The sequence below is a fragment of the Agromyces sp. NPDC127015 genome, from assembly GCF_042725165.1.
Taxonomy (GTDB): Bacteria; Actinomycetota; Actinomycetes; order Actinomycetales; family Microbacteriaceae; genus Agromyces; species Agromyces chromiiresistens.
The window spans coordinates 153,933-169,282 of sequence record NZ_JBHXDI010000005.1; the positions used below are offsets into that span (position 1 = coordinate 153,933).

At 71.2% G+C, this 15,350-nt stretch carries 15 protein-coding genes and 1 tRNA gene; 10 read left to right on the top strand and 6 right to left on the bottom strand.

The window, feature by feature from the left end:
* Positions 1–17: 17 nt before the first annotated feature.
* Together cysS and rlmB are read left to right on the top strand one after the other, a co-directional pair.
* Positions 18–1,448: a cysteine--tRNA ligase gene (cysS, locus tag ACFWGP_RS15450; protein ID WP_231430245.1), complete on the top strand. Its 1,431-nt coding sequence runs from the start codon at positions 18–20 to the stop codon at positions 1,446–1,448.
* Positions 1,445–2,488 (top strand): 23S rRNA (guanosine(2251)-2'-O)-methyltransferase RlmB, encoded by a 1,044-nt coding sequence (rlmB, locus tag ACFWGP_RS15455; RefSeq protein ID WP_275505544.1) that lies wholly within the window; start codon positions 1,445–1,447, stop codon positions 2,486–2,488. Before cysS ends, rlmB begins: the two co-directional genes overlap by 4 nt.
* A 76-nt stretch (positions 2,489–2,564) precedes the next feature.
* On the opposite strand, the gene ACFWGP_RS15460 is transcribed toward rlmB, so the two are convergent.
* Together ACFWGP_RS15460 and ACFWGP_RS15465 are read right to left on the bottom strand one after the other, a co-directional pair.
* Positions 2,565–3,884 carry a DUF4032 domain-containing protein gene (locus ACFWGP_RS15460; protein ID WP_376931312.1) on the bottom strand — a complete coding sequence of 440 codons (1,320 nt, stop codon included), beginning with the start codon at positions 3,882–3,884 and terminating at the stop codon, positions 2,565–2,567.
* Between the two features lie 121 nt (positions 3,885–4,005).
* A complete protein-coding gene (locus ACFWGP_RS15465; RefSeq protein WP_231430248.1) occupies positions 4,006–5,106 on the bottom strand; it encodes an ABC transporter ATP-binding protein in 1,101 nt (366 codons plus the stop codon).
* A 281-nt stretch (positions 5,107–5,387) separates the two neighbouring features.
* On the opposite strand from ACFWGP_RS15465, the gene ACFWGP_RS15470 reads away from it, so the two are divergent.
* The 3 genes from ACFWGP_RS15470 to ACFWGP_RS15480 all read left to right on the top strand — a co-directional run bounded on the left by ACFWGP_RS15470 (position 5,388) and on the right by ACFWGP_RS15480 (position 7,534).
* Positions 5,388–6,320 carry a thioredoxin domain-containing protein gene (locus tag ACFWGP_RS15470; RefSeq protein WP_231430249.1) on the top strand — a complete coding sequence of 311 codons (933 nt, stop codon included), beginning with the start codon at positions 5,388–5,390 and terminating at the stop codon, positions 6,318–6,320.
* Positions 6,321–6,431: 111 nt separating this feature from the next.
* Positions 6,432–6,504: transfer RNA gene (locus ACFWGP_RS15475), tRNA-Thr, on the top strand.
* Position 6,505: 1 nt separating this feature from the next.
* Entirely contained in the window at positions 6,506–7,534 is a 1,029-nt protein-coding gene (locus ACFWGP_RS15480; protein WP_376931313.1) for a DMT family transporter, read from the top strand.
* Here the strand turns inward: ACFWGP_RS15480 and ACFWGP_RS15485 are convergent.
* Entirely contained in the window at positions 7,518–8,066 is a 549-nt protein-coding gene (locus tag ACFWGP_RS15485; protein ID WP_376931314.1) for a nitroreductase family protein, read from the bottom strand. The two genes, ACFWGP_RS15480 and ACFWGP_RS15485, sit on opposite strands and share 17 nt — an antisense overlap.
* Complete coding sequence (gene msrB, locus ACFWGP_RS15490) at positions 8,063–8,464, bottom strand: peptide-methionine (R)-S-oxide reductase MsrB (RefSeq protein WP_231430252.1); 402 nt, start codon at positions 8,462–8,464, stop codon at positions 8,063–8,065. The genes ACFWGP_RS15485 and msrB overlap by 4 nt, the downstream gene beginning before the upstream one ends.
* A 191-nt stretch (positions 8,465–8,655) precedes the next feature.
* Between msrB and ACFWGP_RS15495 the strand changes: the two genes are divergently transcribed.
* The 5 genes from ACFWGP_RS15495 to groL all read left to right on the top strand — a co-directional run bounded on the left by ACFWGP_RS15495 (position 8,656) and on the right by groL (position 12,961).
* Positions 8,656–8,952 carry a DUF3263 domain-containing protein gene (locus ACFWGP_RS15495; protein WP_231430253.1) on the top strand — a complete coding sequence of 99 codons (297 nt, stop codon included), beginning with the start codon at positions 8,656–8,658 and terminating at the stop codon, positions 8,950–8,952.
* 27 nt (positions 8,953–8,979) lie between these two features.
* Positions 8,980–9,525 (top strand): LytR C-terminal domain-containing protein, encoded by a 546-nt coding sequence (locus ACFWGP_RS15500; RefSeq protein ID WP_231430254.1) that lies wholly within the window; start codon positions 8,980–8,982, stop codon positions 9,523–9,525.
* A 210-nt stretch (positions 9,526–9,735) separates the two neighbouring features.
* The gene (locus ACFWGP_RS15505) at positions 9,736–9,939 is read left to right on the top strand and encodes a cold-shock protein (RefSeq protein WP_231430255.1); all 204 of its coding nucleotides are present in this window, start codon (positions 9,736–9,738) and stop codon (positions 9,937–9,939) included.
* A gap of 150 nt (positions 9,940–10,089) precedes the next feature.
* Complete coding sequence (locus tag ACFWGP_RS15510) at positions 10,090–11,142, top strand: DUF3048 domain-containing protein (RefSeq protein ID WP_275505548.1); 1,053 nt, start codon at positions 10,090–10,092, stop codon at positions 11,140–11,142.
* A gap of 199 nt (positions 11,143–11,341) precedes the next feature.
* Complete coding sequence (groL, locus tag ACFWGP_RS15515; RefSeq protein ID WP_231430257.1) at positions 11,342–12,961, top strand: chaperonin GroEL; 1,620 nt, start codon at positions 11,342–11,344, stop codon at positions 12,959–12,961.
* 156 nt (positions 12,962–13,117) lie between these two features.
* On the opposite strand, the gene ACFWGP_RS15520 is transcribed toward groL, so the two are convergent.
* Positions 13,118–13,408 (bottom strand): WXG100 family type VII secretion target, encoded by a 291-nt coding sequence (locus ACFWGP_RS15520; protein WP_231430258.1) that lies wholly within the window; start codon positions 13,406–13,408, stop codon positions 13,118–13,120.
* A gap of 122 nt (positions 13,409–13,530) precedes the next feature.
* Positions 13,531–15,345, bottom strand: coding sequence for a cell wall metabolism sensor histidine kinase WalK (locus tag ACFWGP_RS15525; RefSeq protein WP_231430259.1), 1,815 nt, complete (start codon positions 15,343–15,345; stop codon positions 13,531–13,533).
* Positions 15,346–15,350: the final 5 nt, after the last annotated feature.

A 15,350-nucleotide genomic window follows, 5' to 3' on the forward strand; every position in this document is an offset into this window, starting at 1 on the left:
GCCGGTAGGCTTGGCGGGTGACCGTGCGACTCTACGACTCGAAGGCCCAGGCGCTGCGCGACTTCGTGCCCCTCCGCGAGGGGCGCGTCGGCATGTACGTCTGCGGTCCGACGGTGCAGTCGAGCCCGCACATCGGGCACCTCCGCAGTGCGCTCGTCTACGACATCATGCGGCGCTGGTTCGCCTATCGCGGCAACGAGGTCGTCTTCGTGCGCAACGTCACCGACATCGACGACAAGATCCTCGACGCCGCGCACCGCGAGCTGCAGGGCTCGGGCGAGGAGTGGTGGGCCCTCGCCTACCGCATCGAGCTCGAGTTCACGTCGGGCTACGCGCAGCTCGGCATCCTGCCGCCGACGTACGAGCCGCGGGCGACGGCGAGCGTGCAGCAGATGCAGGAGCTCATCGCCCGCCTCATCGAATCGGGGCACGCCTATCCGGCCGCCGACGACTCGGGCGATGTGTACTTCGACACCTCGAGCTGGCCCGCCTACGGCGAGCTCACGCGTCAGTCGCGCGACAAGATGGAGGCCGCAGCCGACGCCGACCCGCGCGGCAAGCGCGACCCCCGCGACTTCGCCCTGTGGAAGGGACGCAAGCCCGGCGAGCCCGAGTCCGCGGGCTGGCGCTCGCCCTGGGGCGTGGGCAGGCCCGGCTGGCACATCGAGTGCTCGGCGATGGCTGCGCGCTACCTCGGCGACGAGTTCGACGTGCACGGGGGCGGCCTCGACCTGCGCTTCCCGCACCACGAGAACGAGCTCGCCCAGTCGACCGCGGCCGGCCAGGCGTTCGCGCGCTACTGGGTGCACAACGGCCTCGTGAACATCGGCGGGCAGAAGATGTCGAAGTCGCTCGGCAACTCGGTCTACGCGGCCGAGCTCCTGAGCCTCGCCTCTCCGCTCGCCGTGCGGTACCTGCTGGGGCAGGCCCACTACCGTTCGACGCTCGACTACTCGCCGGGCTCGCTCACCGAGGCCGAGGCCGCCGTCGATCGCATCCGCACGTTCCTGCAGCGCGTCGAACGCCGACTCGCCGGCACCCGGTTCGTCGGCGTCGGCGCGCCCGAGGTCCCCGAGGCGTTCGCCGCGGCGATGGACGACGACCTGGGCGTTCCGCAGGCGCTCGCCGTGCTGCACGACACGGTGCGCGCCGGCAACCAGGCGCTCGACGACGAAGAACTGCACGACGCCGCCGTCGCCCACGGGCAGGTGGGCGCCATGGTCGAGGTGCTCGGCATCGATCCCCGCGACCCGCACTGGGCCACGGCCGACGCCGGCCCCGCGGCATCCGCCCTCGGTTCGCTCGTCGAACGCCTCATCGACGACCGCCGCGCAGCGCGCGACGCGAAGGACTGGGCGACCGCCGACCGCATCCGCACCGAGCTCGCCGAGGCGGGCATCACCATCGAAGACAGTCAGACCGGCACGCATTGGAGCTTGGGATCATGAAGGGCAGCAGCGGCAAGTCGCGCGCCGGAGCCGTACGCAAGGGCGGCAAGGGCGCGGCAGGCAAGCAGGTCGGCACCGGCGGGCACGGGCGCAAGGCGCTCGAGGGCAAGGGCCCGACCCCGAAGGCGGAGGATCGCGCCTGGCACCCCGCCGGCAAGCGCAAGGCGGCGCAGGAGCGCTACGCCGCGGCCGGCGGCAAGGGCAAGCCGGCCGGCAAGGTCGCAGGTCAGGGCCGGGGCGCGAGCGCGCCCCGCGGCGCCTCGGGCGCATCGCGCCGCGCCAAGTCCGGCGACGAGTCGGAGATCGTGACGGGCCGCAACTCGGTCGTCGAGGCGCTGCGCACCCGCATTCCCGCGACGACGCTGTACATCGCCGCCCGCGTCGAGATGGACGACCGGGTGAAAGAGGCCGTCAAGCTCGCCACGAACCGTGGCATCCCGATCCTCGAGGTCATGCGGCCCGAGCTCGACCGGCTCGCCGGCGACGGCGGCGTGCACCAGGGCCTCGCGCTCAAGGTGCCGCCCTACGAGTACGCCCACCCGATCGAACTGCTCGACGAGGTCATCGCCCGCGACGAGACGCCGCTGCTGGTCGCCCTGGACGGCGTCACCGACCCGCGCAACCTCGGCGCGATCCTGCGGTCGACGGGCGCGTTCGGCGGCCAGGGCGTCATCGTGCCGCAGCGCCGTTCGGTCGGCGTGAACTCGGCGGCGTGGAAGACCTCCGCGGGCGCCGCGGCTCGCGTGCCCGTCGCGATGGCCGCGAACCTCACGCAGACGCTCAAGAGCCTCAAGGAGCGCGGTGTCTTCGTGCTGGGCCTCGACGGCGACGGCGACGTGTCGCTGCCGGGCCTCAGCTGGGCCGATCGCCCGATCGTCATCGTGGTCGGCAGCGAGGGCAAGGGGCTCTCGCGCCTCGTCGCCGAGACGTGCGACGCGATCGTGTCGATCCCGATCAGCGCCTCGACCGAGTCGCTGAACGCGGGCATCGCCGCATCGGTCACGCTCTACGAGATCGCGAAGCTGCGCGCCGCCGAGTAACGAGCGCGCCGCCGCGCGACCGACCCACGGGCGCCGACCCCCGCGGGCGCCGACCCGCGGGCGCGACGCCCGTGCGTCAGACCTTCAGCCGCCAGTCGTCCTCGTCGTCGGGGTCGATCGCGCTGATCGCAGCCGTCTCGGTCGGCACGACGTCCATCGCCGCCGTGATCGATCCGGTCGGCGGGTCGATCACGGTCGCCTCGTCGCGGCGGTGCCGCAGCACCTCGTTGACGTACGAGGTCACGGCCTCGGCGAGGGGAATGTCGTGTCCGGCGCGCTGCGCCATGAACCAGCGGTGCTCGAGCAGCTGGTGGAACACCTCGGCCGGCTCCAGCTTGCGGCGCAGCTCGAGCGGGATGGCGCGGACCACCGGCTCGAACACCCGCATGAGCCACTCGTGCGCGACCATCTCCTCGTCGAGGTCGGCCTTGCCGTACGCCGCGCGGTACGAGTCGAGGTCGTTGAGCAGCCGCCGGGCCTGGTTCTCGCCCGCGTCGAGGCCGGTGAGGCGCAGCAGGCGCCGCTGGTGGTGGCCCGCGTCGACGACCTTCGGCTGGATGCGGACCGTCGTGCCCGAGGCATCCGTCTTGATCGCCAGCTCTTCGACGTCGAAGCCGAGCTCGTTGAGGCGGTTGACGCGTTCGGTGATGCGCCAGCGCTCGGCGCCGGGGAACGATTCCGGCCCGGTGAGCTCGCCCCAGAGCTTGCGGTAGGCGTCGACGATGCCGTTCGAGATGCGCACCGGGTCGAGCTCGTCGGCGACCTTGCCGCCGGCCTCGAGGTCGAGCAGCTCGCCGGCGATGTTCACGCGCGCGATCTCGAGGTCGTTCTCGCGCTGGCCGTTCGAGAGGCCGCCCTCGAAGAGCTTGCCGGTCTCGGCGTCGACGAGGTAGGCGGCGAACGCGCCGGCATCACGGCGGAAGAGCGTGTTCGAGAGCGACACGTCGCCCCAGAAGAAGCCGACGATGTGGAGCCGCACGAGCAGCACCGCCAGGGCGTCGACGAGCCGGGTCGCGGTGTCGGGTCGCAGCGTCTGCGAGAACAGGGCCCGGTACGGCAGCGAGAACCGCAGGTGCCGCGTCACGAGCACGGGCTTGAGCTCCTCGGCCTCGTCGTCGGTGCGGTTCGTGATGACCGCGACCGGTTCGACGCAGGGGATCTCGAGCCGCTGCAGGGTGCGCAGCATCTCGTACTCGCCCCGCGCCATCTCGGCGGTCGTCTCCTTGATCGCGACGACGTGGCCGCCGAGATGGGCGAAGCGCACGAGGTGCCGCGAGATGCCCTTCGGCAGCGCGGCGATCGCGTCGGACGGCCATGACTCGAGCGGGAGGTTCCACGGCAGATCGAGGAGCGCCGGGTCGGTCATGGCCGAGGTGATCGAGAGGGAACCGCTCATATGTCGATCCTTGCAGCCCTGCGGCGGTTGCAGAAACGGGATGCCTCGCGCGGGGCGCCGCCGGAGACGACGATGCCGGCCGGGCCGAGGGCCCGACCGGCATCGATCGTCGTGAGGCGCGTCAGCTGACGACGGCCTTGTTGCCGAGGCGGTCGCCCGACTCGGCGTCGAAGAGGTGCACGTGGTTCGGCGTCGCGGTGAGGTAGACCTTGTCGCCGGCGTTCGGGTGCAGGCGGCCGTCGACGCGCGCGACGATGTCGGTGCGCTTGCCCTCGACGGTCGAGTGCCCGTAGAGGTAGCCGTCGGCGCCGAGCTCCTCGACGAGGTCGACGTCGACCTCGAGGCCCTCGCCCGGGGTCGCCGACACGACGATGTCCTCGGGGCGCACGCCGATCGTGGCGACAGCCCCGTTGGCCTCGGCGAGCACGTCGCGGTCGACGGGAACGACAGCCGTGCCGAACTTGACGCCGGAGTCGACGAGGTCGGCGTGGAACAGGTTCATGGCGGGCGAGCCGATGAAGCCGGCGACGAACACGTTGTTCGGCTTCTCGTACAGGTCGCGCGGGGTGCCGACCTGCTGGAGCAGGCCGTCCTTCAGGACCGCGATGCGGTCGCCCATCGTGAGCGCCTCGGTCTGGTCGTGCGTGACGTAGACGGTCGTGACGCCGAGCCGGCGCTGGAGCGACGCGATCTGGGTGCGGGTCTGCACGCGGAGCTTGGCGTCGAGGTTCGAGAGCGGCTCGTCCATGAGGAAGACCTGGGGCTGGCGAACGATCGCGCGGCCCATCGCGACGCGCTGGCGCTGGCCGCCGGAGAGGGCCTTCGGCTTGCGGCTGAGGTAGGGCTCGAGGTCGAGCAGCTTCGCGGCCTCGAGGACCCGCGCAGCGCGCTCGTCCTTGCCGACGCCCGCGATCTTGAGCGCGAAGCCCATGTTCTCGGCGACCGTCATGTGCGGGTAGAGCGCGTAGTTCTGGAAGACCATCGCGATGTCGCGGTCTTTCGGGGGGACGTCGGTGACGTTGCGGTCGCCGATGAAGATGTTGCCGTCGTTGACCTCTTCGAGGCCGGCGAGCATGCGGAGCGACGTGGACTTGCCGCAGCCGGACGGGCCGACGAGCACGAGGAACTCGCCGTCGGCGATCTCGAGGTCGAGCTGGTCGACCGCGGGGCGGGTGCCGCCCGGGTAGAGGCGGGTGGCCTTGTCGAACGTGACTGACGCCATGTTGATTTCTCTCCTTCACCGGCAGGTACGTGCCGGACGATCCGTTGTGAATGGAAGCGCGTCGACGGTGACGCCTCCTCAGTATCGCACGCGCGGCAGAGGCTCCCGACCACGGAGGAATTCGCGGGGATGCCTCGCACGGACCTCTCGGGGCGGACCGCCAGACCGTCGTCGCGATGTCCAGCCGGGGTTCGGGTGATTCCCAGATGCCGTTCCTACTATCGTGTTCACGTGCGCCCCCCTGTTTCGGCGTGCCCACACAGCGACCGGAGTGACCATCGATGAGCAACGGCGGATCCAACCAGCCACGCCCCACCCGTAACCAGCAGCGGGAGGCCGCGCGCGAGAAGGCGCGCGAGCTCCGCGAGGCGCAGAAGAAGCGCGACCGCCGCAACAAGGTGCTGATCCAGGGCGGAATCATCGTGGCGGTCATCGCGATCGCGGCGCTCGTCGGCACGCTCATCTTCAACAGCGTGAAGCCGGCCGGCCCCGGCCCCGCCAACATGGCGAGCGACGGCATCGTGCTCACGGGGGCCGACGGCACGATCACGCCGGTCGACACCCCGGCGCTGGCAGCCGGTGCGACGCCCAAGCCGACCGAGCAGGACGACAGCGGCACGGTCGCGAACATCGTCGTCTACGTCGACTACCTGTGCCCCTTCTGCGGCCAGTTCGAGACGACGAACGGCGAAGCGATCAGCACGATGGTCGAGCAGGGGGCGGCGACGCTCGAGGTGCACCCGCTCGCGATCCTCACGAACCGATCGAACGGCACCCAGTACTCGCTGCGCGCCGCGAACGCGGCGGCGTGCGTCGCCGACACCTCGCCCGAGGCGTTCCTCGACTTCAACGCGCTGCTCTTCGAGAACCAGCCCGAGGAGGGCAGCGACGGCCTCACGAACGACCAGCTGAAGGAGTTCGTGTCGCAGTCGGGTGCCAAGTCGACGTCGACGATCGAGAAGTGCATCGACGAGACCCAGTTCAAGTCGTGGGTGCAGGAGGCGACGACCCGCGCGCTCACCCAGCCCGTGCCGAACTCGGAGCTCGAGTCGATCAAGGGCACCCCGACGGTGCTCGTGAACGGCAAGCAGTACCAGGGTTCGCTCACCGACCCGGCCGAGTTCCAGTCGTTCGTGCTGCAGGCCACCGGCGAGGCGTTCTCGGAGTCGAACTCGACCCCGTCGCCCACCCCGACGCCCACGCCCGCGGGCTGACCCATCGCGATCGCACGAAGGCCCGGCGCGCGTCGCCGGGCCTTCGTCGTCTCCGCACACCGGCGGCCGGGCTCCGAGTAGGATTGTCGGGGCCCGCACCGGTCGGGCCATGCCGGCTTGGCGCAATTGGTAGCGCACCGTACTTGTAATACGGGGGTTGCGGGTTCAAGTCCCGCAGTCGGCTCTTGACCGAGCATCCCGCCGACGTGCACGAGCACCACCAGCACGCCGAACGCACCCGCATGCCGCGCTGGATCGCCATCGCGCTGGCGATCGTGTTCGGGGCGTTCACGGCCCTGCAGTCGCGGGTCAACGGCGCGCTCGCGGCCGACCTCGACGACGCGTTCACGGCCGCCGCGATCTCGTTCGGGTCGGGGCTCGTGATCCTCGCCGTCGCCCTCTGCGTGTGGCGTCCGGGTCGGGTCGGCCTCCGGCGGGTGATCGCCGCGCTCGGCGCGCGCCGGCTCGCCTGGTGGATGGTGCTCGGCGGTTTGAGCGGTGCGTGGTTCGTCACGACCCAGGGCCTGTCGGCGGGGCTCCTCGGCGTCGCGATGTTCACCGTCGCGATCGTCGCGGGCCAGACGATCGGCGGGATCGTGTTCGACCTCGCGGGCCTCGGCCCGGGCGGCAGGAGGCCGCTCTCGCCGACCCGGGTGCTCGGCGCGGTCCTCGCCCTCGCGGCGATCGCCTGGGCCGTCTCGGCGCAGCTCGCCCACGACGTGCCGTTCGTCGTCATGCTGCTGCCGTTCGCGGCCGGCCTCGCCGTCTCGTGGCAGCAGGCCGTCAACGGCCGCGTCAAGGCCGAGGCGTCGAGCGCGCTGACGGCGGCGTTCGTGAACTTCGCGGTCGGCACCGTCGCTCTCGTCGCGGCGGCGGTCGTGCACGGCGTCGCCGCAGGCTGGCCCGAACGCCTGCCGACCGAACCGTGGCTCTACGCCGGCGGGGCGATCGGCTGCATCTTCATCGCGGGCCAGGCGCTCGTCGTGCGCGTCGTCGGCGTGCTCCTGCTCGCGCTGTGCGGCGTCGCCGGACAGCTCGCGGGCGCGCTCGCGCTCGACCTCTTCCTGCCGACCGGACGCGCCGTGGACGCGGCGACGATCGGCGGCACCCTCCTCGCGCTCGCCGCGGTCGCGGTCGCATCGATCCGGTGGTCGCGCCACCGGCACCGCTCCGACGTCGTCGAGCGCCCCGACGCGGTCAATCGATCGAGCTGAACTGCGGCGGCCTGGCCGGGCCCCTCGGCGCCCGTTCGCCGTCGCGGCCGCCGACGTAGAGCCAGCCGAGCAGCTGCTCGTTGGGCGCGAGGCCGTGCATGTCGGCGACGGCCGGATGCCTCGTATACGGCCCGGTGCGCCACATGACGCCCCAGCCGGCCTCGTCGAGCAGGAGGCTCAGCATGTGCGCGACGCCGGCCGCCGCGGCGTCCTGCTCCCAGTCGGCAGCCTTCGGGTGCCAGGTGCGGCGCACGACGAGCGCGATGAGGAGCGGGGCGCGCAACGGCTTGGCCGCGAGCTTGTCGGCGGCCGCGCCGTCGAGACCGGATGCCTCGACGAGTGCGGCACCGAGCCGCCTCCGCGCGTCGCCGCGCAGGGCGATCGTCCGCCACGGACGGAGGCCCGCGTGATCGGCGACCCGTTCCACCGCCTCGAGCAGCACGAGCAGCTCGGCGTCGTCGGGCGCGGCCTCCGTCACCTTGGGTGCCGAGCGGCGCAGGAGCGCCGCCCGGCGTGCCGGATCCGTCGTCACTGCTCGGGCGTGAAGCCGAGCGCGAGCGAATTCATGCAGTAGCGGTCGCCGGTCGGCGTGCCGAACCCGTCGGGGAAGACGTGCCCCAGGTGCGAGCCGCACGCCGCGCAGCGGACCTCGGTGCGCACCATGCCGAGGGTGCGGTCCTCGATGAGCTCGACCGCCTCGGGCCGCACCGACTCGTAGAAGCTCGGCCAGCCGCACCCCGAGTCGAACTTGGTGCCGCTCTTGAAGAGCTCGGCACCGCATGCGCCGCAGGTGTAGACGCCGGCGCGCTCCTCGTCGAGCAGTTCGCCCGACCACGGCCGCTCGGTCGCGGCCTCACGGAGCACCGAGTACCGTGCGGGGTCGAGCTCGGCGCGCCATTCCTCATCGCTCTTCTGCACCGGGTGTGACATGGGCGCTCCTCTCGTTCACGGGGTCGGTTCCATCGTCGCAGTTCTCAGGGGCGGCGACGACATCGGATGCAACGCCGCGAGCGGCCCGGCTGTTCCGCGGTGACACACGCCGCCATGCGGCGGCCTCTCGGCGAGCGTTGCCTAGGATGTGCTGCAGGCGGGCCGCCCGGCTCGCGCGACGGGAGGACCGGATGAGCGCCGAGCGCGTGCCGCACCGCCCCGACGACGCCCCGCTCGACGATCGCCAGTTGCGCGTGCTCGCCTTCGAGGCGCGCGCGTGGCAGCAGCCGGCCCGCAAGGCCGAGGCGATCCGCGACGAGTTCGGCATCTCGGCCGCCCGTTACTATCGGATCCTCGGCGAGCTCATCGATTCGCCGGCGGCGCTGCGCCACGACCCGATGCTCGTCAAGCGACTGCAACGCCTGCGGTCCGCACGCCGCGCGGCGAGATCGCAACGTTCGCTCTCCCTCGGCCGACCGCTCGACTGAGCCGGCCCCGACCCCGATCTGGACCCCATGGCGCAGAAGTTCCCCCGCGACCGCTTCGACTCGATCCCGCACGGCATCGACCGCGTCGGCGCGCATCGCGCTCCCGCCCGCCGCGGTGCGAAGTGGATCAGGTTCGGCTGGGCGGCGCTCGCGACCGTCGTGCTCGCCGGCATCGGCATCGCGGGGGTCATGATCTTCAACGACCGCCTCGACATCTCGGGCGGCGGGCCCGCTGCGACGGCGTCGGCGTCGCCCGCCGCCACGGCCCCGCCGACGATCGCACCGGTGCCGGTGACGGTGCTCAACGGCACCTCGACGGCGGGCCTCGCGGCGAAGGCGAGCGAGACGCTGACGGCCGGCGGGGTCACGGTGGGCGCCACCGCGAACGCCAGCGAGAACGACATCACGGAGACGGTCGTCTATTATGCGACACCCGACCTCGAGGGCGCGGCGCGCGGGGTCGCCGGACTCCTGCCGGAAGCCGACGTCCGGTTGTCGGAGAGCTTCGCCGAGACGGGCACGCCGCTCGTCCTCGTCCTGGGCTCCGACTACGCGGAGGCGTCCGCCGGCTGATCGCCCGCGAATCGTTGCCATTCTGCGACCATTCGTTGCATCGGACCCCTTGTGCGCGGGATGTCGGGTCTGTGAGTATCTGGAATTGGTCGCTCGCGCCCGCGCTGTGCAGGCGCCCCCTCGGGGCTCGTGCCAGTGCATCGACTGAGCCGGCCCGGTACAGGCGACAGGCACGTGCTGATCGACACACTGCAGTTATGGGAGCAACGCATGGCGAACGGAACCGTCAAGTGGTTCAACGCTGAAAAGGGATACGGTTTCATCACCGTCGACGACGGCAGCCAGGACGTCTTCGTCCACTACTCGGCCATCGACATGGCCGGGTACAAGGTGCTCGAAGAGGGCCAGCAGGTCGTCTTCGAGGTCGGCACCGGGTCGAAGGGGCCGCAGGCCGAGGCGGTGCGTCCCGCCTGAGCGTCATCCGAGCGTCCCGAACGCGTCGCCGATCGGCGGCGCGTTCGGTGTTCGTGGGGTTCGTCGCGCGACCCGGCGACGTGCGGCGGGCGCGGCGTGTCCCGGGCCGCATCCCGGCCGGCGAAGCCCGGCGATGGCTACGATGACGGCATGGTCAAGGGGGTCCGCCCGGGCGCGAGACGTGCGATCGCCGTCCTCGTGCTCGCCGCGGCGGTGCTCGTCACCGCGGCGTGCCAGTCGTCACCGCCCGAACCGACCGAGGCGCCGACGCCGTCGGCCGAACCGCGGCCGGTCGGGACGTCGCAGCCCGTCGCGGTCTCGTTCTCGCCGCTGCGCGGCACCACGACCGACCCCGCGGCGCCCGCGCACCCGTCGCTCGCGGTCAAGATCGACGACCACGAGGAGGCGCGGCCGCAGATCGCGCTCAACCGCACCGACCTCGTCTTCGAGGAGCTCGTCGAGGGCGGCATCACCCGCTACGTCGCGGTCTGGCACTCGGACGTGCCGGACAGCGTGGGACCGGTCCGGTCGATCCGGCCGATGGATCCCGACATCGTGACGCCGCTCGGCGGCATCATCGCGTACTCGGGCGGGCAGGACCAGTTCGTCGCGATGATGATGGCGACCCCGCTCAAGAACATCGTGTTCGACTACGACGACACCGGTCTCTTCCACCGCGCCGACGAGCGGCCGGGACCGCACGACGTGATCCTGCGCTCGAAGGAGGCGGTCGGGCGCAACGCGAAGCTCGATCCGCCCCCGGTGCAGTTCGCGTACGGCACGGCCGACCCGCTCGCCGACCCCGCCCTGAAGGCGGCACCGACCTCGAAGATCGCGCTCGTGTTCTCCGATGCCCGAAACCCCTCGTGGGACTGGGACGCGGGCACCTCGAGCTGGCTCCGCTCGCAGGAGGGGCGGGCCGACACGCAGGAGGGCGGCGAACGCGTCCGTGCGACGAATGTCGTCACGATGCGGGTCGGCATCGACTGGCGATACGGCGAGGTGCCGAAGACGGTGATGGTCGGCTCGGGGGAGGTGTGGGTCTCGAGCGCCGGGCGCACCGCCCACGGAACCTGGAAGAAGGACTCGCAGGCGGCGCCGATCGTGCTCACCGCCGACGACGGGTCGCCGCTTCGGCTCGCGCCGGGCAACACCTGGATCGAACTCGTGCCGAAGTCGGGTTCGGTGAAGTTCGCGCCCTGAACGGCGCCGGCCACGAGGCATCCGGGAGGTCTCGGACCGCCGCGCACGCAGCGGCGGGTGTTCGCCGCGAGCGTGCGGAAGGGTCCGGTGCTCGCTTGCACTCCCAGCACGAGAGTGCCAGAATCGTCTTAGCACTCACTCGTTTTGAGTGCTAAACCACGAATCTTTGAAGACGTCCGAGAAGGGACGAGAGACACACATGGCAAAGATCATTGCTTTCGACGAAGAGGCCCGCCGCGGCCTCGAGCGCGGCCTCAACACGCTCGCCGACGCGGTCAAGGTGACCCTCGGCCCGCGCGGCCGCAACGTCGTGCTCGAGAAGAAGTGGGGCGCCCCCACGATCACGAACGACGGCGTCTCGATCGCCAAGGAGATCGAACTCGACGACCCGTACGAGAAGATCGGCGCCGAGCTCGTCAAGGAGGTCGCGAAGAAGACCGACGACGTCGCCGGTGACGGCACCACGACCTCGGTCGTCCTCGCTCAGGCGCTCGTCCGCGAGGGCCTCCGCAACGTCGCCGCAGGCGCCGACCCCATCTCGCTGAAGCGCGGCATCGAGAAGGCCGTCCAGGCCGTCGAGGCCGAGCTCCTCGCGAACGCGAAGGACGTCGAGACGAAGGAAGAGATCGCCGCCACGGCCTCGATCTCGGCCGCCGACGAGCAGATCGGTGCGCTCATCGCCGAGGCGATCGACAAGGTCGGCAAGGAGGGCGTCGTCACCGTCGAGGAGTCGAACACCTTCGGCACCGAGCTCGAGCTGACCGAGGGCATGCGCTTCGACAAGGGCTACCTGTCGGCGTACTTCGTCACCGACCCCGAGCGTCAGGAGGCGGTCTTCGAAGACCCGTACATCCTGATCGTCAACAGCAAGGTCTCGAACATCAAGGACCTGCTGCCCATCGTCGACAAGGTGATCCAGACCGGCAAGCAGCTGCTCATCATCGCGGAGGACGTCGACGGCGAGGCGCTCGCGACCCTGATCGTGAACAAGATCCGCGGCATCTTCAAGTCGGTCGCCGTCAAGGCTCCCGGCTTCGGCGACCGCCGCAAGGCGCAGCTCCAGGACATCGCGATCCTCACCGGCGGCCAGGTCATCTCCGAGGAGGTCGGCCTCAAGCTCGAGAACGTCACCCTCGACCTGCTCGGCCAGGCCCGCAAGGTCATCATCACCAAGGACGAGACGACCATCGTCGAGGGTGCCGGTGACGAGGAGGCCATCGCCGGCCGCGTCGCGCAGATCCGCAAGGAGATCGACAACACCGACTCCGACTACGACCGCGAGAAGCTCCAGGAGCGCCTCGCCAAGCTCGCCGGCGGCGTCGCCGTCATCAAGGCGGGCGCGGCCACCGAGGTCGAGCTCAAGGAGCGCAAGCACCGCATCGAGGACGCCGTCCGCAACGCGAAGGCCGCCGTCGAGGAGGGCATCGTCGCCGGTGGTGGCGTCGCGCTCATCCAGGCCGGCAAGACCGCCTTCGAGAAGCTCGACGTCTCGGGCGACGAGGCGACCGGCGCGAACATCGTCCGCGTCGCGATCGACGCACCGCTCAAGCAGATCGCCCTCAACGCCGGCCTCGAGCCGGGCGTCGTGGTCGACCGCGTGCGCAACCTCCCGGTCGGCCAGGGCCTCAACGCCGCGACCGGCGAGTACGTCGACATGCTCGCCGCGGGCATCAACGACCCGGTGAAGGTGACCCGCTCGGCGCTGCTCAACGCCGCGTCGATCGCCGGCCTCTTCCTCACGACCGAGGCCGTCGTCGCCGACAAGCCCGAGAAGAACCCGGCTCCGGTCGGCGACCCCACGGGTGGCATGGACTTCTAAGCAGTCCGCACGAAATGCGCGAAGGGCGCCTCCCCCGGGAGGCGCCCTTCGTCGTGTCCGCCCGCCGGGCGTCCGCCGGCGACCGGTCGAGCGGTGTCTCGTTCGTCATGGACCCGGTCTCGGGCACGTGGCACCGACGCCGGGAATGCGCCCGGCTCAGCGCAGGAAGAGCCGGGCGTTCGACTGCTCAGCGTCGGCGTACTGCGCCGCGGCGAGCCCGAGTGCGCGATTGAGACCGACGAGGCTCTGCTCGACCTGCAACTGCGTGGCCCGCCAGTCGGCGACCGCGCCCTGGAAGGCCGACGACGCCTGGCCCGACCACGACGACTGCAGCCCGGTGAGCTGCGACATGAGCGCCGCGACGTCGGACTGGATGCGCCCGATCGTGCCCTGCACGGTCTGGGTCGCGGCGGAGACCTGGTCGGCGTCGACGTGATAGCTCGTCATGGGACATCCCTTTCGTTCGGTTCGCTCGACACGCTAGGCGCGCCGGGCGTCCCGAGCCGCGGGCGAGGTCGCCGGGGTGCCTCGATCGAACGAGCGGCCGGCTGTCGAGGACGGGTCGTGCCTCAGGCCTCGACGATCGACTGCGGAGCGGCGGCGGAACCGGCGAGCGGCAGCATGACGCGGAAGGTCGCGCCGCCGCCGGGCGTCTCGACGACGTCGACGCTGCCGTTGTGGGCCGCGACGATCGACGAGACGATCGCGAGCCCGAGACCGGAGCCCCCGGTCTCGCGCGTGCGCGAGGTGTCGGCGCGCCAGAACCGCTGGAAGATCTTCTCGCGGATCTGCGGCGGGATGCCCTCGCCGTGGTCGATCACCTCGACCATTGCCCGCTCGTCGGCCGGGTCGATGCTCACCCTGATCTCGATCGGCGAGCCGTCGTTCGTGAAGCGCATCGCGTTGCCCATCAGGTTCGTGATGACCTGGCGGATCTTGTTCTCCTCGGCGAGCACGACGGCGCGCTGCACGGGGGCGGGTTCACCGGACCCGATGGGCACCGGCATCGTGGGCGCGGGCCCGGTGGGCTCGCCGGCCGATGCGGCTGCGGATGCCTCGAGCTCGATGCCGGCGGCGTCGAGCTGGCGCCGTCGCTGCGCCTCGCGTCCGGCCGCGCGCGAAGAGGTGCGCCGCGGCGCCGGTGCGAGTCGTCGGCCACGGAGTCGCGCGAGGGTCGCGCCGGCGAACGCGATCGCGCCGGTCGAGCGCATGGGGGCCTGCTCGAGGTCGACGGCGAGCTCCACGGGCTCCGAGGCGTCCTCGACGGTGCCGGCCTCGGGGGCGATGACCGTCACGGTGCGGTCGGGATGCGCCGCCATCGTGTCGAGCGCTGCGTCGCGGGCGAGCGGAACCAGGTCGACCTCGGCGAGCTCGAGCGGCTTCGCCTCGTCGAGGCGGGCGAGGGCGAGGAGGTCTTCGACGAGACCGCCCATGCGGATGGCCTCCTTCTCGATGCGCTCCATCGCCTGGCCGACCTCTTCGGGCGACTGCAGTGCGCCCATGCGGTAGAGCTCGGCGTAGCCGCGGACCGAGACGAGCGGCGTGCGCAGCTCGTGCGATGCGTCGCCGACGAAGCGGCGCATCTGGTCGATCGTGCGCGCGCGGTCGCGGAAGGCGCGGTCGATGCGGTTGAGCATCGTGTTGAGCGACCGGTTCAGCCGGCCGACCTCGGTGTTCGGGGTGGCGCCGCCGAGGCGCTGGCTGAAGTCGCCGTCGGCGATCGCGGCGGCCGTGCGCTCGACCTCGCGGAGCGGCGCGAAGGTGCTCGTCACCAGCATCCGGGTGAGCAGCGCCCCGACGAGCACGACGCCGAGCCCGAAGCCGAAGAAGATCGTCAGGTAGACCGCGAGCAGGCGCTCGGTGTCCTTCGACGAGATCGCGATCACGATCGGCACGAGGGTGCCGTGCGAGTCGGCGGTGACGAGCGTCGTCACGGCGCGGAAGGTCGGCTCGTCGGCGTCGTCGTCGAGGGCGAACGTCCGGTAGCCCCCGTCGTTGAGCGAGGTGACCTTCCCCTGCGTGAGCGTCTTGGGGATCCGCGGCCAGTCGGCCTCGGGCCGGTCCTCCCAGTTGCTGCGGAGGTACTCGCCGCTCGAGGTGTAGATCGCGACGAAGACGTCGTCGCTCGGCCTGAAGTCGAGCTGGTTGAGGTTCGTCTGCGCCCGGGGCCGGTCGCTGTCGATCTCGAAGTACTTCGTGAGCCCGTCGCCCGAGGCGAGCGACTGGAGCTTCGACTCCATCTGGTCCTCGACGTACGAGCGCAGCATCGCGGCCGTGCCGATGCCCGAGACGAGCAGCCCGAGCGTCAGCATGAGCACCGTCACACCGGTGATCTTGGTGCGCAGCGAGATGCGGTTCCACCGCTCGAACATCGTCTGATTCATGGCTG